The 18,095-nt window shown below is 70.3% G+C and carries 18 protein-coding genes; 10 read left to right on the top strand and 8 right to left on the bottom strand.

What is annotated here, in order from left to right:
- Positions 1-12: 12 nt before the first annotated feature.
- From ASD23_RS03975 to ASD23_RS03965, 3 genes are all read left to right on the top strand, one after another.
- Complete coding sequence (locus ASD23_RS03975; RefSeq protein WP_235507620.1) at positions 13-1,164, top strand: bifunctional 2-methylcitrate synthase/citrate synthase; 1,152 nt, start codon at positions 13-15, stop codon at positions 1,162-1,164.
- A gap of 5 nt (positions 1,165-1,169) precedes the next feature.
- Positions 1,170-1,814 (top strand): dihydrofolate reductase family protein, encoded by a 645-nt coding sequence (locus ASD23_RS03970; RefSeq protein ID WP_056006518.1) that lies wholly within the window; start codon positions 1,170-1,172, stop codon positions 1,812-1,814.
- 104 nt (positions 1,815-1,918) lie between these two features.
- Positions 1,919-2,482 (top strand): acyl-CoA thioesterase, encoded by a 564-nt coding sequence (locus ASD23_RS03965; RefSeq protein ID WP_056006515.1) that lies wholly within the window; start codon positions 1,919-1,921, stop codon positions 2,480-2,482.
- 3 nt (positions 2,483-2,485) lie between these two features.
- Here the strand turns inward: ASD23_RS03965 and ASD23_RS03960 are convergent, their stop codons facing one another.
- Together ASD23_RS03960 and ASD23_RS03955 are read right to left on the bottom strand one after the other, a co-directional pair.
- On the bottom strand, positions 2,486-3,595 hold the full coding sequence (locus tag ASD23_RS03960) for an AI-2E family transporter (RefSeq protein WP_056006512.1): 1,110 nt from the start codon (positions 3,593-3,595) through the stop codon (positions 2,486-2,488).
- 117 nt (positions 3,596-3,712) lie between these two features.
- Positions 3,713-4,222: an SRPBCC domain-containing protein gene (locus ASD23_RS03955; RefSeq protein ID WP_056006510.1), complete on the bottom strand. Its 510-nt coding sequence runs from the start codon at positions 4,220-4,222 to the stop codon at positions 3,713-3,715.
- Positions 4,223-4,307: 85 nt separating this feature from the next.
- Between ASD23_RS03955 and ASD23_RS03950 the strand changes: the two genes are divergently transcribed.
- Both ASD23_RS03950 and ASD23_RS03945 read left to right on the top strand, forming a co-directional pair.
- On the top strand, positions 4,308-4,739 hold the full coding sequence (locus ASD23_RS03950; protein WP_235507619.1) for a hypothetical protein: 432 nt from the start codon (positions 4,308-4,310) through the stop codon (positions 4,737-4,739).
- 211 nt (positions 4,740-4,950) lie between these two features.
- Complete coding sequence (locus tag ASD23_RS03945) at positions 4,951-5,310, top strand: DoxX family protein (protein ID WP_056006501.1); 360 nt, start codon at positions 4,951-4,953, stop codon at positions 5,308-5,310.
- On the opposite strand, the gene ASD23_RS03940 is transcribed toward ASD23_RS03945, so the two are convergent.
- Positions 5,311-6,951: a phytoene desaturase family protein gene (locus tag ASD23_RS03940; RefSeq protein WP_056006498.1), complete on the bottom strand. Its 1,641-nt coding sequence runs from the start codon at positions 6,949-6,951 to the stop codon at positions 5,311-5,313.
- A 170-nt stretch (positions 6,952-7,121) separates the two neighbouring features.
- Between ASD23_RS03940 and phnA the strand changes: the two genes are divergently transcribed.
- The 4 genes from phnA to ASD23_RS03920 all read left to right on the top strand — a co-directional run bounded on the left by phnA (position 7,122) and on the right by ASD23_RS03920 (position 12,587).
- Positions 7,122-8,477 (top strand): phosphonoacetate hydrolase, encoded by a 1,356-nt coding sequence (gene phnA / locus ASD23_RS03935; RefSeq protein ID WP_056006495.1) that lies wholly within the window; start codon positions 7,122-7,124, stop codon positions 8,475-8,477.
- 58 nt (positions 8,478-8,535) lie between these two features.
- Positions 8,536-9,870 (top strand): MFS transporter, encoded by a 1,335-nt coding sequence (locus tag ASD23_RS03930; protein WP_056006492.1) that lies wholly within the window; start codon positions 8,536-8,538, stop codon positions 9,868-9,870.
- Positions 9,871-9,965: 95 nt separating this feature from the next.
- Positions 9,966-11,057, top strand: coding sequence for a zinc-binding dehydrogenase (locus ASD23_RS03925; protein WP_200941673.1), 1,092 nt, complete (start codon positions 9,966-9,968; stop codon positions 11,055-11,057).
- A 15-nt stretch (positions 11,058-11,072) separates the two neighbouring features.
- On the top strand, positions 11,073-12,587 hold the full coding sequence (locus ASD23_RS03920) for an aldehyde dehydrogenase family protein (RefSeq protein ID WP_200941672.1): 1,515 nt from the start codon (positions 11,073-11,075) through the stop codon (positions 12,585-12,587).
- 126 nt (positions 12,588-12,713) lie between these two features.
- On the opposite strand, the gene ASD23_RS03915 is transcribed toward ASD23_RS03920, so the two are convergent.
- From ASD23_RS03915 to ASD23_RS03905, 3 genes are all read right to left on the bottom strand, one after another.
- Complete coding sequence (locus ASD23_RS03915) at positions 12,714-13,604, bottom strand: LysR family transcriptional regulator (protein WP_056006486.1); 891 nt, start codon at positions 13,602-13,604, stop codon at positions 12,714-12,716.
- Positions 13,605-13,684: 80 nt separating this feature from the next.
- Entirely contained in the window at positions 13,685-14,467 is a 783-nt protein-coding gene (locus ASD23_RS03910) for an ABC transporter permease (RefSeq protein ID WP_056007795.1), read from the bottom strand.
- Positions 14,468-14,498: 31 nt separating this feature from the next.
- Positions 14,499-15,479, bottom strand: coding sequence for an ATP-binding cassette domain-containing protein (locus ASD23_RS03905; RefSeq protein WP_200941671.1), 981 nt, complete (start codon positions 15,477-15,479; stop codon positions 14,499-14,501).
- A 60-nt stretch (positions 15,480-15,539) separates the two neighbouring features.
- Between ASD23_RS03905 and ASD23_RS03900 the strand changes: the two genes are divergently transcribed.
- Entirely contained in the window at positions 15,540-16,532 is a 993-nt protein-coding gene (locus ASD23_RS03900; RefSeq protein ID WP_056006483.1) for a helix-turn-helix transcriptional regulator, read from the top strand.
- A 3-nt stretch (positions 16,533-16,535) separates the two neighbouring features.
- Here the strand turns inward: ASD23_RS03900 and ASD23_RS03895 are convergent, their stop codons facing one another.
- Together ASD23_RS03895 and ASD23_RS03890 are read right to left on the bottom strand one after the other, a co-directional pair.
- Positions 16,536-16,937, bottom strand: a complete 402-nt coding sequence (locus ASD23_RS03895) for an META domain-containing protein (protein ID WP_056006480.1) — start codon at positions 16,935-16,937, stop codon at positions 16,536-16,538.
- 25 nt (positions 16,938-16,962) lie between these two features.
- Positions 16,963-17,946: a LysR family transcriptional regulator gene (locus ASD23_RS03890; protein ID WP_056006477.1), complete on the bottom strand. Its 984-nt coding sequence runs from the start codon at positions 17,944-17,946 to the stop codon at positions 16,963-16,965.
- Positions 17,947-18,095: the final 149 nt, after the last annotated feature.

Here is an 18,095-nt window from a genome sequence, read left to right as displayed (position 1 = left end):
AGGGAGCACACATTGGCTGAGCACGAGATCGCAGCACCGCCCGAGATCTACAAGGGCCTGGCCGGCGTCCCGGTCGACTACACCGCGATCTCGAAGGTGAATCCCGAGTCGAACTCCCTGCTCTACCGCGGCTACCCGGTGCAGGAACTCGCGGCGTCTTCGACGTTCGAGGAGGTCGCCTACCTGCTGTGGAACGGCGAGCTGCCGGATGACGCGCAGCTGGCCGAGTTCGAGGAGCGCGAGCGCTCGCTCCGCGGCCTCGACCACGAGGTGAAGCGCATCATCGATGAGCTGCCGCTCACCGCCCACCCCATGGACGTCGTGCGCACCGCGGTCTCGGTGATCGGCGCGAGCGACCCCGCGACCCCCGACGACAGCGTCGAGGCCAACCTCGACAAGTCGATCCGCCTGCTCGCGAAGCTACCGTCGATCGTCTCCTACGACCAGCGGCGCCGGCACGAACTCGAGTTCGTCGAGCCGCGCGGCGACCTCGGCTTCTCGGCGAACTTCCTCTGGCAGACGTTCGGCGAGCTTCCCGAGCTGCCCGTCGTGAGCGCCTTCGACGTGTCGATGATCCTCTACGCCGAGCACTCGTTCAACGCCTCGACGTTCACCGCCCGCGTCATCACCTCGACGCTCGCCGACCTCTACTCCGCGGTCACCGGTGCGATCGGCGCACTCAAGGGCGCGCTGCACGGCGGCGCCAACGAGGCCGTCATGCACACCTTCGAGGAGATCGGGGCAGGCCCCGGCGGCGCCGAGCGCGCGGTCGCCTGGCTCGACACCGCACTCGCCGAGAAGCGCAAGATCATGGGCTTCGGCCACCGGGTCTACAAGAACGGCGACTCCCGCGTGCCGACGATGCGCGATGCCATGGAGCGCATGGTCGAGTACTACGAGCGGCCCGACCTGCTCGAGCTGTACGTCGCCCTCGAGCAGGCGATGGGCGAGCGCAAGGGCATCAAGCCGAACCTCGACTACCCGGCCGGCCCGGCCTACCACCTCATGGGCTTCGACACCCTGACCTTCACGCCGCTGTTCGTCGCGAGCCGCATCACGGGCTGGACGGCCCACATCATGGAGCAGGCGGCGTCCAACGCCCTCATCCGCCCGCTGTCGGTCTACAACGGCGTCGACGAGCGACACGTGCCCGTCAAGGGCTGATCCCCGTGTCCCACGTCTTCCTCGAGATGACGATGACCGTCGACGGATTCACCGCGGCGGTGGGCGTGAGTCTCGAGCATCCGTTCGGGCTCGAGGGGGAGCGGGTGCACTCGTGGATGCGCGACTCGGTGTTCGCCGGTTCGCCCGGCGACGACGACCGCGACGGCCTGATCGACGACTCGGCTGAAGAGGTCGATCGCGACGCCGTCGCGCACCTCTACGAGTCGACCGGCGCCTTCGTGCTCGGCCGACGCACGCTCGACGTCCGGGAGGCCGTCTGGGGCGACGAGCCCGTGTTCCAGGGACGCCCGTGCTTCGTCGTCACCAGTCGACCCCACGAGCCGTACTCTCGAGGCGGTTCGCGCTACGAGTTCGTCACCGGTGGAGTGGGCGAAGCGATCGCCCGTGCCGGCGCGGCTGCGAGCGCGGCATCCGTCTGCGTCATCGGCGGTGCGGATGTCGCGAGGCAGGCCCTCGCCCTCGGACTCGTCGACGAGGCGCGTCTCCACATCGTTCCGGTGCTGCTCGGCGGCGGCGACCGGCTCTTCCCCGACGCGGCTCCGCATCGGGTGGAGCTCGAGCCGATCTCCGCAGTTCAGGGAGCACGGGCGACGCACCTGCGCTACCGCGTGCCGACCGTCGCCGAGTAGTCGTCGCGGGCTCGCACAACGAGAGCCGCGGCATCCGGTCGCGCGACTGTGGCTTCCGCCAATGTCGGATGATCCACCATGAATTCGTCATACAGTCGTGGATCATGCACATGTTCTTCCGCACCCTGCTCCACGTGCTGTTCCTGTCTCGGCGCAAGCCCGACCTCGGGCACTGGGATGTCGCCCGCACGAACTTCATCACCCTGCCCACCGACCTCGACATCAACCGGCACATGAACAACGGCGTCTACTTCTCGATCATGGATGTCGCGCGCTTCGACATGCTCGTGCGCAACGGCGTCTGGGCCATGATGCGCGAGAAGAACTGGTACCCCGTCGTCGCGAGCGAGACGATCACGTTCCGGAAGTCCCTGCAGTTGTGGCAGCGCTTCACGATCGAGTCGCGGCTCGTCGGCCACGACGACAAGGCCGTCTACATGGAGCAGCGCTATGTGCGGCCCGGCGCCGACGGCGAGCCCGAGATCTACGCGCAGGGGTTCATCCGCGCGCGGTTCCTCAAGAAGGGCGGCGGCACGGTGCCGATGTCCGACATCGTCGAGGCGCTCGGTGTCTCGGACGCCGACGACATCCCCGATTGGATGGAGCGATGGGGCACGGATGTCGCGCTGCCCGCCACTCGCGCGGCGGCGCCGTCGATCTGGAACTGACCGCTAGCTACGCGCCTTCTTCGGCACGACGACCTCTTTGATGATGAGCAGGATGCCGGCGGCGACGGGGATCGCGACGAGCGCACCGGGCAGCCCGCCGAGCGTGCCGCCCGCGAGCGCGGCGATGAGCACGATCGAGCCGGGCACCTGCACGGCCTTGCTCATGACCTTCGGCGTGAGGATGTAGGCCTCGACCTGCATGTAGATGAGCATGAAGACGAGCACGATGAGGGCCGCCACCGGCGAGACGAACAGGGCGATCACCGTCATGACCGCCGTCGTCAGCACCGTTCCGATGAGCGGGATGAGCGTGATGAAGAATGCCGCCACCGCGATCACGAGCGCGAACGGCACTCCCACGAGCAGCAGCAGGATGAAGCTGTAGACCGCGTTGAAGAACGCGAGCACGACCATGCCGCTGAGGTAGCGGCCGACGTTCTGCATGATGCGCTCGGCGTAGCCGACGACGCGCTCGCGGTGCGACGCCGAGATGAGTGTGTAGATCGCCCGCTTCGACGAGTCGAGGGTCGCCGTGAAGTAGATCGTCAGGATGAAGATGAAGAACGCGCTCGAGAGGCCGCCGATGATCGCGAAGCCGACGTTCAGTGCGCCGCCGCCGATGGTCGCCCAGAAGTTCGGGTCGCTGATGGTGTCGACGACCCACTTGTAGACGGAGCCGAGCACGCCGCCCGAGCCGGCCTGCGCGTCCTGGAACCAGTCCTGCGTCTGCAGGTCCTTGTACATGGCGGGAAGGCTGTTGATGAATGCGCTCGCCTGGGTGATGACGATGGGCAGCACGAGCCAGAGCATGCCGGCGATCACGACGATGAACAGGATGATGACGGTGACGATGGCGGCGCCGCGCTTCAGGCCGCGGCGCTCGAACCAGCGCACGAGCGGGTCGAGCCCGAGCGTGACGAACGCGGCGGCGAGCACCGAGAAGACGACGCTCGAGATGCTCGCGAACGCGGCGGCGATGCCGAGCGCGACCACGACGCCGAGGGTCGCGACGAACGCCCACTGGAACGGCTTGTCGGCCATCAGGTTCGCGTTGCGTGCGCGCCAGCCCGCGGTTTCCGTGGACTCGCGGGCCTGGCGTTCGATGCTCTTCACGGCGTCAGTCTAGGGCGGGGCCGTTCCGCCGCCGGGGAGCGCGCCGGAGCGTGCTTCAGCACGGCGTCGGTCGAGGGCGGCGCGGCTCCGCCGCAGGGGAGCGCGCCGAGGCGTGCTTCAGCTGTTCGCGGCGGTCGGAACCTGGAGCTCCCGGTAGTGCCGGGCGAACGCCGGGTAGTAGGTCTCCCATGCGGGCTGCGGCATGCCGGCGCGGGCGGCCGCGAGTCGGTCGAGGTAGTAGTCCCACCCGGGGCCCATGTCGGCCGATTCGGCGGGGTCGCGCAGGCGCTGACCGAGCGTGAGCGTCGTCATGCCCCCGCCCTCGACGAGATGGCAGAAGACTCGGATGCCCGTCGGGCCGGGGCCCGAGTCGGCGGTGAACCGGTGCGGCGCCGCGCACTCGAGGATCGTGACATTCTGCCACTCGCCCTCGCCTTCGGCCTCCATGCGGAACCGCACGCCGCCGGTCGCCGGGCTGCCGGTGTACGTGCCGATCCAGGCGCGCATGGCGTTCGGATTCGTGAGGCTGAACCAGACGTCTTCGATGGGAGCGTGGAAGAGGCGGTCGAACTGCAGGTACAGGCCGTCGTCTTTCAGCACGTAGTGCCCGGTCGGTCTCGCGGTCATCTCGGCCCCCGTTCGCTCGTTCCCTCAGGCTAATCCCGCTGCGCGCCAACCGCCAGAGCGGCCCGCCGCCCACTAGAGTGTGGCCATGGGATCGAGTGGGGGACGCAAGCGTGCGTCGAGTGGGCAGACATCATCGGGCGTGAAGACGTCGTCGAGCGGGCGGTCGGCGAGTAGAGAAGAGACGCTCGACATCGACCCCGAGAACAACAAGGCCGGCCTCTGGGGCGCACTCGCCGGTCTGGTCGTGTTCGCATTCATCGCCATTCCGCTGTCGGCCGCGTTCACGTTCGCGACGACGCCGCACTCCCAGCAGCTTTTCGCCGGTCGACTCTCCGAGGCGACCCAGGGCGGCTACCAGTTCTTCTGGTGGACCGTGACGATCTTCCTGTTCGCGCTGCCGTTCCTCGTCGGCTACCTCGTCGCGAAGCTCTCGGTGAAGTCGCTGGCGGTCGTGGGCGCCATCATCGCGCTCTTCATCATCGCCATCATGGTGCTCGGCCAGGTCTTCGTCTTCTAGGTCACCGAACTCAACTGGTTGAGCCTGTCGAAACCCGGTTTCGACAGGCTCGACCCACAGAACAGGCTCAACCCGGTTTCGACAGGCTCGACCGAGAGCACAGCGTTACGCACCTCGTGGTGCGTCACGCACGGTGAAGTGCGTGGCCTCCATGCGTTAGTGTCACCGTTCGTGCGTTACGCACGAACAGTAACCAACACTTGGAGAGACCTTGCTCATCGCACTCTGGATCGTCACCGGCCTGCTCGCCCTCCTGTTCGGCATGGCCGGCACCATGAAGGCGACCAAGTCGCGCGAGGCCGTGCTCGCGAACATGCCCTGGGTCGAAGACGTGAGCGCCGGCCAGCTCAAGACCATCGGCCTGGTCGAGGTGCTGGGAGCGATCGGCCTCGTGCTGCCCGCCGCCACCGGCATCCTGCCGTGGCTCACGCCCGTTGCGGCGTTCGCGCTCGCGATCACGATGGTGTTCGCCGTCGCCCTGCACGTGAAGCGCAAGGAGGCGTTCGTTCCGAGCCTCGTGCTCGGCATCGTCGCGGTGGTCGTGGGCGTCGGCTGGGTCGCGCTCGGCTGATCAGCCGGCGGATGCCTCGAGCACCGCCATCGCCGCGTTGTGGCCGCCGATGCCGCTCACGGCCCCGCCGCGCACGGCACCCGATCCGCAGAGCAGGATGCCGGGATGCGCCGTCGCGACGCCCCAGCGCTCTGCCGGCGTCGAGAGGGCGGCGCCCGGCTCCGCCCACGGCCAGGACAGCCCGCCGTGGAAGATGTTGCCGCCCGGCATCGCGAGCGCCTCCTCGAGGTCGAGGGTCGTCTTCGTCTCGATGCAGGGGTTGCCGGCGGCATCCGTCGCGATGACGCCCTCGATCGGCTCCGCGAGCACCGAGTTCAGCGAGGCGAGCACCGCCGCCTGCAGTCGCGCCCGCAGCTCGTCGTTGCCGAAGCGCTCGAGCAGCCGGTGCGGCACGTGCAGGCCGAAGACGGTCAGGGTGTGGGCGCCGGATGCCGCGAGCCCGGGCGAGAGGATCGACGGGTCGCTCAGGGTGTGGCAGTAGATCTCGCACGGCAGCTGCGAGGGAATGCGACCGCGGGCCGCCTCGCCGTAGGCGGTCTCGAGCTGCGACGCGAGTTCGTTGATGTGGAACGTGCCCGCGAACGCGGCCTCTGGGGCGACGGTCGAGTCGCGCAGTTCCGGCAGCCGGGTGAGCAGCAGGTTCACCTTCACCTGCGCGCCCTCTGGCGCGTTCAGGTGGCGCAGGCGTTCGCGCACGACGGAGGGCACCCCGGTCGTCGTCGCCGAAGCGGGTGAGGCCTGCGCACCCGCTTCGAGCAGCCGGTCGAGCACCGCGGGCGCGACGTTCGCGAGGATGACGCGCGCCTCCGACATCCGCTCGCCCGGTTCGTCTCCGTGTCGCCAGCGCACCTCGCCCGACGGATCGACCGCGACGACCTCTGCGCCCGTCACGAGCTCGGCGCCGGCCTCGCGGGCCGCGCGCGCGAGTTCGCCGGTGACGGCGCCCATGCCGCCGACCGGCACGTCCCAGTCGCCGGTGCCGCCGCCGATCACGTGATACAGGAAGCAGCGGTTCGCGTCGAGCGACGGGTCGTCGAGCTCGGTGAACGTGCCGATGAGCCCGTCGGTCGCGACGACGCCGCGCACGAGGTCGCTCGTGAACCGGGCGTCGATCACCTCGCCGAGCGGCCGCTCGACGAACTCGCGCCAGAGCCGCTCGTCGCCGAGCAGCGCGCGCGCCTCGTCGCGGGTCGGCAGGGGTTCGGTGAGCGTCGGGAAGAGGCGCTCGGCCAACCGGGCCGTGTCGGCGTAGAACGCCTGCCACGCGGCCGCGTCGGGTTCGGCGTCGACCCGGGCGAAGGCGGCCGCCGTGCTCCCTGAGCCTGTCGAAGGGGCCTCGGCGTCGACGAGCAGGCCGCGCGACGGGTCGGCGGGGTCGGGAGTGTACGACGAGAAGCGCCGGCGCACGAGGCGCACGTCGAGGCCGAGGTCGTCGATGATGCGCTGCGGCAGCAGGCTCACGAGGTACGAGTAGCGCGAGAGGCGCGCGTCGACGCCCTCGAACGCGTCGGCCGAGACGGCGGCGCCGCCGAGGTGGTCGCTGCGCTCGAGCAGCAGCACGCGCTTGCCCGCTCGGGCGAGGTAGGCGGCGGCGGTGAGGCCGTTGTGGCCACCGCCGAGGATCACGACGTCGTGGGGCATCCCACGAGCGTACGCGACGGCGACGGCGCGGCCCCCGGCCCCGGAAATCGGGCGATCCCGGGGCTGCATCGCCGAACGCTATGGCGCCGATAGCGCCGATCTGGGTTCCCGCATCGCACGTCGGTGATCAGAGTGGACTCAGCCCGAGCACAGCGAGGAAAGAGAGAACCGTGACCGCCGAGACCTTCACCGTCAACGACCGCACCTACACGACCCCGGAGGCACCGGTCGTGGTCATCTGCATCGACGGCAGCGAGCCCGACTACCACCTCGAGGCGATCAAGGCCGGCCGCATGCCCTGGCTCGCGCAGTCGCTCGAGTCGAACGCCAGCTCGTGGGAGGCGCACTGCGCCATGCCCGCGCTGACGAACCCCAACAACATCTCGATCGCGACGGGTCAGCCGCCGGCCGTGCACGGCATCAGCGGCAACTACATCTTCGACACCACGACGGGTGAGGAGGTGCTCATGAACGACAAGAAGTTCCTGCGGGCCCCCACCATCTTCGGTGCCGCGAACGACGCCGGGCTCGACGTGGTCATCGTCACCGCGAAGGACAAGCTCCGCCGCCTCCTCGGCGCGGGCGTCGTCGAAGCGGGGCCCAGCCTCGACGGCAGCGGCGAGTTCGTCGAGCCGCGGCGCACCGGGATCTGCTTCTCGGCTGAGAAGGCCGATCAGGTCACCCTCGAAGACAACGGCATCGAGAACGTGCTCGAACTCGTCGGCAAGCCGCTCGCGAGCGTCTACTCGGCCGAGCTGTCGATCTTCGCGCTCGCCGCCGGCGTCGAGATCCTGCGCAGCCGGCACGTCGACCTCATGTACCTGTCGCTGACCGACTACATCCAGCACAAGAACGCACCGGGCACCGAGCCTGCCAACGACCTCTACGCCGAGATCGACCGCTACGCGTCGGAGCTCGAGGCGCTCGGGGCGATCGTGGTGCTGACCGCCGACCACGGCATGAGCGCGAAGACGGATGCCTCGGGCAAGGCCAACGTGCTCTTCGTCGAAGACGAGGTGCGCACGATCCTCGGCAGTTCCGACGTCGAGCCGGGCACCGACGGGCTGCGGGTCATCCTGCCGATCACCGATCCCTACACCGTGCACCACGGCGCGCTGGGCTCGTTCGCGTCGGTCTACCTCCCCGAGGGCGCCGACCGCGACGCGACGATCGAGGCGCTGCGCCTCATCCCCGGCGTGCAGGTCGCGCTGACCCGCGAGGAGGCCGCAGAGACGTTCTCGATGCCGGCCGACCGCATCGGCGACATCATCGTGCTCGGCGAGGAGGGCACGGCCGTCGGCCGCTACGCCGCGTGGCACGACCTGAGCGGCCTCGACGCGCCGCTCCGTTCGCACGGGGCGCTCGGCGAACTGCAGATCCCGTTCATCATCAACCGGCAGCTGCCCCAGCCGGAACAGCTCGACGAGCCGTGGGGCCGCCCCGCCTACATCCACAACTACGACGCGTACTGGGTTGCGACCACCCTGGTCTCCCAGCACGAGCACACGGCACTGACCGCCGTGTGACTCTCTCCCCCCACCCCCTGAAACCCGCAGGCTGACTGCGACTTGGAGATTGGTAACCATGTCAAGCACCATCGACCGGCCAATGGCGACCGGTAAGCAGCTCGACGCACCGACGTTCCGCAAGATGGCGTGGCGAATGCTGCTGGCGTCCATGTTCATGTACCTGTTCTTCTATACCGGGCGCCAGGCCTTCGGCTTCGCGATCCCCGGCATCCAGGAGGAGTTCGGCTGGACCAAGGCGACGATCGGCGCCATCAGCGGAATCGCGCTCTGGTCGTACGCCGTCGGCCAGCTCATCAACGGCAACCTCTCCGACAAGTTCGGCGGCCGTCGCATGGCCACGGTCGGCTCGATCGCCTCGACCGCGTTCTGCGTCGGCGCCAGCTTCACGGGAACACCGGTCGGCATGGGCGCCATGCTCGGTGCGAACGGCGTCGCGCAGTCGATGGGCTGGTCGGCCGGCGGCCGGGTGATCTCCAACTGGTGGAGCCACTCCGAGCGCGGCAAGACGTTCGGGTTCTACACGCTCGCGGCGGGCTGCTCCTCGGTGCTCGTGTTCGCGACGTCGACGCTCGTGGTCGACACGTTCGACCTCGAGTGGCAGTGGCTGTTCCGCCTGCCCGTGCTGCTCATGCTCGTCGGCGGCATCACCTTCTACCTCATCGCTCGCGACACCCCCAAGTCGGCCGGCGTCATCCCCCCGGAGTCCTTCACGAAGGACGCCGACCACGCCGAGAAGACGATCGCCACGACGACGTCGTCGGTCGGCGCGCTCGACGTCGCCGAGGCGGAGGCCCCGGTGAAGTCGATCACCCGGTACAAGACGGTGCTCGGCATCCCGAAGATCTGGCTCACGGGCATCGCGATCGGCTTCCAGAACTCGGCCCGCTACGGCATGCTCATCTGGGTTCCGGTGTTCTTCCTCGGCGACGAATGGAAGGCGACCCCGGGCGGTCTCTGGATCTCGCTCTCGCTTCCCGTCGGCATGGCCGTCGGCGCACTGGTCAACGGCCAGCTCTCCGACCGGCTCTTCGGATCCCGCCGCGACCGCCCCATCATGCTCTTCATGTCGCTCGGCGCACTGTCGGCGATGGCGATGTGGCTGCTCAACCCCGGCCCCGCACTCGGCATCGTGCTGCTGTTCCTCTGCGGCTTCTTCATCTACGGCCCGCAGTCGTCGTTCTGGGCGCTCTGCCCCGACCTCGCCGGCAAGGTCATGGCCGGCACGGCGATCGGAGCGGTGAACTTCTTCTCCTACCTGTTCGCGGGTGCCGCCGAGCCGATCATCGGGCACATCATGGACGCCAACGGCGGTGACGCCAGCCTGATCTTCCCGATCGTGGCGGTCTGCTGCGCCTGCAGCGCGCTCGTCGCCTCGGCGATCAGGCGCTGACCTCCACCAGGCGCTGACGCGCTTCACTGCACCCGGCGAAACGGGACCGCCCCGGTCCCATCCGGTACCCGACGAGGAGTAGGACAATGACGACCATGGCCAATGACGTGACGAAGACGTCGACGACCACCGTCGCAACGGCAGCGGTGTGGTCGGGCGTCGACGAGGGATTCTCCGTCGACCTCCAGCCGCTGCCCGAGCTCCGCGCCGGGGAGGTGCTGGTGGCGATCGAGCTCGCGACGATCTGCGGCAGCGATCTGCACACCATCGCCGGTGACCGGCCGACACCGCTCCCCACCGTGCTCGGGCACGAGGCGGTCGGCCATGTCGTCGCCATCGGGGGCGACGCACTGGGCCCCGACGGTCGCACCCTGGCCGTCGGGGACCGGGTCACCTGGACCATCGGCACCTCGTGCGGCACCTGCCGCCGTTGTCAGCGGGGCATCCCGCAGAAGTGCACGACCGTGCGCAAGTACGGGCACGAGGCGATGGACGACCACTGGAAGCTCAACGGCGGCTTCGCCTCGCACTGCCACCTGATCTCGGGCACCGGACTGGTGCCGGTGCCCGATGATCTGCCCGCGGCCATCGCCGCACCCGCGAACTGCGCCACCGCCACCGTCACGTGCGCGGCCCGGCGCGTCGAGCTCGACGCCGACGACGTGGTCGTCGTGCTCGGATGCGGCATGCTCGGCCTGACGGCCGTGGCGTACGCCAAGGACCGGGGCGTCGAGACGGTGATCGCGGTGGACATCGATCCCGCCCGACGGGCGCTCGCCCTGGAGTTCGGCGCCACCTTCGCCGTCGCGCCCGAAGATCTGGCCGCGACGGCGAAGGAGCACGGCGCCGACGTCGTCTTCGAGCTCTCCGGCAACAGCCGCGCGGTGCAGTCGGCCTTCGACATCGTCGACATGGGCGGCCGGATCGCGCTCGTCGGCTCCGTCTCGCCGGCGCCCGAGATCAGTTTCGAGCCGAGCGGGTACGTCAAGAACCTGACGACCGTCGTCGGCAGCCACAACTACCGCATCGACGACCTCGTCGAGGCGATCGACTTCCTCCGCCGCACGCCGGCGCAGCAATTGTTCGTCGACCTCATCCCCGACGCATTCGACCTGGCCGACATCGACGACGCCGTCGCCTTCGCGCGCACCGGTGCAGCGCCGCGCATCGCCGTTCGCCCCAACTGACCGAGGAGCCCTCTCGTGACCGATCTCCACCCCCCGCTGACCCTCGACCCGACCCGTGCCGAAGGAGCCGACGTGACGCCTCAGCCCCAGTCCGATCACCTCCTGAACCACATCGACGGGGTCTGGACCGCCAGTGCGAGCGGCGACACCCGCGACAACCGCAATCCGGCGAACACCGATGACGTGATCGGCGCGTTCACGGAGTCGATCACCGCCGACGTCACCGCCGCCGTCGACGCGGCGGAGGCCGCGCAGCCCGCATGGGACGCGATCGGCCCGATCGAGCGGGCGAAGGTGCTCACTCGCGCCGCCCGCCTCATCGAGGAGCGCATCGACCTCTTCGCCGCGGCGATCACCCGCGAGCAGGGCAAGCGCCTCTCGGAGGCTCGCGGCGAGGTCACCCGCTCCCTCGCGATCCTCGAGTTCACGATCGGCGAGGCGCGACGCATCAACGGCGTCACCACCCCGGCTGAAGAGCCTCGCACCGTCGTGATGACCTTCCGGCGTCCTCTCGGCGTCGTCGGCCTGATCACGCCCTGGAACTTCCCGGTGGCCATCCCCATGTGGAAGGTCGCGCCCGCGCTCCTCGCCGGCTGCGGCGCGGTGCTGAAGCCGTCGCCCCTGACCCCGTGGACCTCGGCGCTGCTCGTGCAGGCGTTCGCCGACGCCGGCCTGCCCGACGGCGTGCTCAACCTGATCCAGGGCGACCGCGAGGCGGGCGAGGCGATCGTGAACGACCCGAGGGTCGCCGGCATCTCGTTCACCGGATCGCTGCCGGTCGGGCAGGCGATCAACCGCGCCGGCGCGAACCGCCTCATGCGCACCCAGCTCGAGCTCGGCGGCAAGAACGCGCTGATCGTGCTCGCCGACGCCGACCTCGACGCCGCGACCGACGCGATCATCCATGGCGCGTTCGGCCAGAGCGGGCAGCGCTGCAGCGCGACCAGCCGGGTGATCGTCGACGCGGCGGTGCACGACGAGCTGCTCTCCCGCCTCGTTCCGCGGGTGCAGGCGATGCGGATCGGCGCAGGCGACCAGGACTGGGCCGACATCGGACCGGTCGTCAACGAGGAGCGCCAGGTCGCCTGCCTCACCGCGATCGAGCGCGCGGTCGCCGATGGCGCCGAGGTCGCCGTCGGCGGAGGCGCTGCGGAACTCGAGACGCCCGGCTACTTCGTGCAGCCGACGGTGCTCGACCAGGTGGCGTGGGACTCGCACCTCGCCCAGGAGGAGGTCTTCGGTCCCGTGCTCTCGGTGATCACGTGCGAGGGCTACGACGACGCGATGCGCATCAGCAACTCGGTCAAGTACGGCATGTCGGGCACGATCTTCACGCAGGACCCCGCCCGCATCTTCCAGGCGCTGCAGGACTTCCAGGCGGGCATGCTGCACGTCAACCGTCCCGGCGTGGGCGCCTATTCGCACCTGCCGCACATGGGCGCGAAGGCGTCGCAGCTCGGCGCACCCGAGTGCTCGCCCGACGTGTGGAACTTCTACACCGACCTGCGGTCGGCCTGCATCAGGTACTGACCGCTCAGCGCTGCCCGCGGCGGTCGCCGTGGGCGGGTGGTGTCCGCCTGCCCCACCCGCCCACCGTGACCGCCGCGGGTTCTTCGTCCGACCCCGCCCCAGCCGCCGCGGGCGTCGAGCGCTGCCTCAGCTGGGCCAGACGGCGATCGCGCGCAACTGGGTCACGAACGCCTCTTCGGGCGGCGTCAGCACCCGGTCGGCCCGGCGGATGAGCGAGACGGTGCGGCTCGGCGGTGCCGGGTCGACCTCGAGGGCGACGAGGTGGCCCATCGAACGCTCCCGGGCGATCGCATGCTCGGAGAGCAGGGCGACACCGAGCCCCTGGTAGGCGGCCTCCTTGAGGGTGTCCGGCCCCCACATCTCCCACCGCTCGGCGGACTCGAGGCCCCATTGCAGCAGGATGTCCTCCTGCTGGCGACGGGTGGCCGATCCCTTCTCGCGCACCAGGAAGCGCTGGCCGGCCAGGTCGCCGGGCACGAGCCGCTTGCCGACGAGCGGCGAGTCGGATGCCGCGACCAGCACCATCTCCTCAGTGAGCAGCGCCTCGGAGTCGAGCGGTTCCTTGGGCTCGCCGATGCACAGGCCGAGCGCGACCTCGCCGCGGATCACCCACCCCTCGACGGCCTCCTCGTTGCCGACCCGGATCTGGCAGTCGATCTTCGGGGCACGGGCGGTGAAGTCGGCGACGAGGCGGGGCAGCAGGTAGGTGCCGAGGGTCGTGGTGCCGGCGACCGTGAGTCGCCCGGCCTCGAGGCCCTGGAAGCCCGCGATGCTGTGCTCGAGGGATTCGAGCTGCGCGAAGATCCTGCGCGCGTGGTCGACGACGACGTCGCCGGCCGGAGTGGGCCGGGCCCCCTGGGTCGTGCGCTCGACGAGGTGCACCCCGAGGGAGAGCTCGAGGTTGCGCACGTGGTTCGACACCGACGGCTGGCTCATGTAGAGCCGCTTCGCCGCCCCGGAGAACCCGCCGGCCTCGACGACGGCGACGAGCACCTCGAGCTGGTTCAAGCTGACCATGATCCGTCCTCACCGACACGCCAACGTCCTCGACGAATCGTAGTCCGTCGAGGACGTGGCGGTGCAGCTCAGGCGCCGGCTCAGCGGGCCCGCTTCATCGCCCGCACGCCGACCACGACGCCGATCGCGCAGGTCACCGCGGCGGCGATGACGCCGCCGATGACGGCGGGAGCGCCGAAGTCGCCCGCGAGGAGCGCTCGCTCGGCACCGACGAGGTAGCTCAGCGGATTGATCGCCGCGGCGACCTGCATCCACGCGGGGCCATCCTCGAGCGGCAGCAGCATGCCCGAGAGGATCATGAGCGGGAAGAGCAGCGTCTGGTGCACCATCCAGAACATCCAGTCGCGGTTGCGGCAGGCGAGGGCGAGCGTGTAGCTGAGCGCGCCGAACCCGATGCCGAAGACGGCGAGCACCGCGAGGCCGGCGACGAGCCCGGGCACGTCGAGCGAGAAGCCGAACGGCACGGCGACGAGCACCACGATCGTGCCCTGGATCACGAGGGGCACGACCTCCTTGAGGGCGCGGCCGACGAGCAGTGCGCTCCGCGAGAGCGGGGCGACGAGCGTGCGCTCGTGCGATCCCGTCTGCATCTCGAAGAGCAGGTTGGCGCCCGTCGAGGCCGTGCCGAACAGCGCGACCATCACGAGGATGCCTGGCACGAACCACTGCAGCGTGCCCGCGGCGTCCCCGCCGGAGGCGCCGATCAGCAGCGGGCCGAACAGCCCGAGGAAGACGAGCGGCTGCACGAGCGAGAAGATCACGCTGAACGGGTCGCGGACGAGCGGGCGCGACTCTCGGACGAAGACCGAGGCGGTGTCTCGGAGGAAGCCCGTCGGGCGGGCGGTGGCGTCGATGGTGGTCATGAGTTGCTCCTTCATGTTCGTCGGGGGTGGATCAGGCGAGAGCCGGCTCGGCGGATGCCTCGGCGTGCGCGGCCTCCTCGCGAAGGGTGCGGCCCGTGAGGGCGAGGAACACGTCGTCGAGGGTCGGCTGCCGGTGGGTGGCGGCGGTGACCTCGAGTCCGGCGTCGCCGAGCGAGCGGATGTATCGGGGCAGCGCCCGATCGCCGCCGGGCGCCGTCACAGTGACGACCTGCCCGGAGGCCGCGCCGCCGATGCGGGCCGCGGCGGCCGAGGCATCCGCTGCCGTCTCGAAGGTGAGGCTCACGCGGTCGCCCGCGAGCGATTCCTTGAGCGCCCAGGCCGTGTCGTCGGCGATGACCTGTCCGTGATCCATCACCATCACGCGCTCGGCGAGCTGGTCGGCCTCGTCGAGGTAGTGGGTCGTCAGGAAGATCGTCGTGCCCGTCTCGCTGCGGAGGTCGACGATGTGCTCCCAGAGGTTCGCGCGGCTGTGCGGGTCGAGGCCCGTCGACGGCTCGTCGAGGAAGAGCAGCTCGGGCCGGTGGATGAGGCCGAGCGCGATGTCGAGCCGGCGCTTCTGGCCGCCCGAGAGCGACTGCACCTGCCGGCCGGCGACCTGGCCGAGCTCGAGCGACTCGATGAGCTCGGCGGCGCGCGCCCGGGTCTCGCGGCGGCCCATGCCGTAGAAGGAGCCCTGGGCGTGCAGCTCGTCGCGCACGCGCTGGGTGTGCCCGCCCGAGCTGCCCTGCCCGACGTAGCCGATGCGGCGGCGCACGCCGGCCGGGTCACGGCGGATGTCGGAGCCGGCGACGATCGCCTCGCCGCTCGTCGGGGGCAGCAGGGTGGTGAGCATGCGGAGCGTCGTCGACTTGCCGGCGCCGTTCGGGCCGAGGAAGGCGACGAGCTCGCCGGCGCCGACCTCGAGGTCGACGGAACGGACGGCCTCGACGACCTTCCCCTTGGCGGGGAACGTCTTCGTGAGGCCCTGAGCGGAGATCATCTGGTTCGTCATACCTGCAGTCTTCCGAGGCATCCGGTCAGTTTCCGTCCGCATGGATGGGAAACTTGGAGCATGGCCGCAACGACCTCGCGAACCCTCGAACTGCTCTCCCTGCTGCAGAGTCACCGGCACTGGTCGGCGCGCGAACTCGTCGACCGGCTCGGCGTCTCCGACCGAACCCTGCGACGCGACGTCGACCGACTTCGCGAGCTTGGCTACGGCATCGAGTCGGCGCGCGGCTCGACCGGCGGCTACCGGCTCGAGGCCGGCACCGGGCTGCCGCCCCTGCTGCTGAGCGATGACGAGGGCGTCGCGATCGCCGTCGGCCTGCGCTCGCAGGCGACCGCCGGGCTCCGCGGCGCCGAGCACACGACGCTCAGCGCGCTCGCGAAGATCGAGCAGGTGCTGCCGCCCGCCCTGCGTCGCCGCATCGAGGCGCTGCAATCCCACGCCGCGACCGGGGCCGGCGGGCCCGGATCCGCCCGCTCGGGCCGCCCGACGCCCGAGGTCGACGCCGAACTGCTCGGCCTCCTCGCGCTCGGCTGCCGCGACTCCGAGCGGCTGCGGTTCACCTACACGGATGCCGCGGGCGAGGCGTCGGCCCGCGTCGTCGAGCCGTACCGGCTCGTGCCCGTCGCCCGGCGCTGGTACCTGCTCGCATGGGATCGCCAGCGCGAGGACTGGCGCACCTTCCGGCTCGACCGCATGAGCGACGTCTTCCCGACCCGGGTGCGGTTCGAACCCCGGCCGATGAGCGACGACGACGCCCGGGCGCGCGTCGAGGCGGCGGTGCGCTGGCGCGACCGGAGCGTGAAGGCCCGCGTCGTCGCCGAGCTGCCGCAGGCGGAGCTCGTCGAGCACCTCGGCTGGTACGGGCGCGACGTCGTGGCGATCGATGCCGCGCACTGCGCGTGGCCGCTCGAGGCCGACACGGTCGAGAACCTCTCGATGACCCTCATGTGGATGCCGCGCGGCGTGCGCTACCGCGTCGAGGGGCCCGCCGAGGTGCTCGACTTCATCGCGATGCAGGCCGAGCGCTTCGCGGAGGCATCCGCTCGGGCGTGACCGCTACTCGGTACGCGGCAGCGTGCCGATCTCGTCACCCGACTCGTCGAGGACGGTGAGCGTGTCGCCGGCGATCGTGCCCGTCGCGAGCGCCGAGAGCCACGTGTCGACACCCTCGCAGGCCATGCGCGTCGAGGCGACGTCGACGAACGTCACGGTGTCGGCCTCGGCGGTCCAGCTGCCGACCAGGCGGTTGCAGCCGTCGGTGCCGGTGAGCGAGCCGTCGTCACCGAGCACGAGCGATGGCTCGTCGGTCGTGGCGACATCGCCCCAGGTGCCGACGGGGTCGACGGCCTCGGCGGAATCGGTGCCGGCGGTGCCGGCATTGCCGGCGCAGGCGGTCAGCAGCGTCGCTGCGAGCAGGATGGTGCCGGACAGGGCGAGGCGCTGCAGCGTTCGTGACATGGGCACAGCGTAGCGACCGGAGGCCTCAGCGGGCCGAAGGCGTCGCCGTCGCGCGCGCGGCCCGGGCGAGGGCGTCACGGCAGGCGACGACGGCCGGTCGGGCGGCCGCAGCGAGCCGGGTCGACGTGAAGACCTCGCGTTCCGGATGCCCCGGCAGGTCGACGAGGGTCACGCTCGGCGCTTCGCCGGCCCACACGAGGTCGGGCAGGAGCCCGACGGCGTTGCCCGAGCGGATCAGGCGGATGTGCGCCATGAGGTCGGCGGTCTCGAACCGCACGTCGGGCTCGAAGCCGGCCTCGCGGCAGAGCTGCTCGGCCCAGTCGCGCGAGGCCGTGCCCTCGGGCTCGAGCACCCAGGGCATCGTCGCGGCGGCGAGCAGCGATGGTTCTGCAGGGCCGGATCCCTGTCGAGAGGACGCGTAAGGTCGCTCTGCGTCGGACATTCCGACACGTTGCGTCCTCCGCCCGCGCGACGGGTGCGGCGGCAGTGCGAGCCGGATGGTGTCGGCGACGAGGTGCACGCGGTCGAGCTCCTCGCGGTGGGCCCGCGTGTGGCCCGGGTACTGCTCGGCGATCACGAGGTCGAAGTCGCGCGCCGAGACCTCGAACAACCCGACGTCGGGCTCGCGCTCGGTGACCTCGACGCGCAGGGCGGGGTGCTCGGCGCGCAGCAGGGTCAGCGCCTGCGGCACCACGGCGTGCGCCGCCGACTGGAACACGGCGATGCGCACGGTGCCGCCGACGGCGGTGAGCGAGCGGGCGACCTCGGACTCAGCCTCTTCGAGCCGGTCGAGCACGGCGCGGGCGTGTCCGACGAGCACCTCGGCCTGCGGGGTCAGCTGCACCCGGCGACCGACCTGCACGAGCAACGGCACGCCGGCCTCGCGCTCGAGCTGGCTGAGCTGCTGCGAGACCGACGAGGGGCTGTACGAGAGCGCCTCGGCGACCGCGGAGAGCGTGCCGCGGTCGCTGAGTTCCACGAGCAGTCGCAGGCGTCGCACGTCGAGCATGGGCACCTCCGGGGCATCCGCTGATCTTTCGGTTCTTCCGAACAGTATCGTTCAGATTCATTCGCTTTACCGAACGGATGTCCCGGCGCATACTGAACCCGACAGGCGCGCGACCCCCGGCGCGCTCGAAGCAAAGGACAGTACCCTCG

It is taken from the genome of Agromyces sp. Root1464 (assembly GCF_001427265.1).
Taxonomy (GTDB): domain Bacteria; phylum Actinomycetota; class Actinomycetes; order Actinomycetales; family Microbacteriaceae; genus Agromyces; species Agromyces fucosus.
Note: the sequence above shows the minus strand (reverse complement) of the source record. Positions and strands in the feature narration are given on the sequence as shown.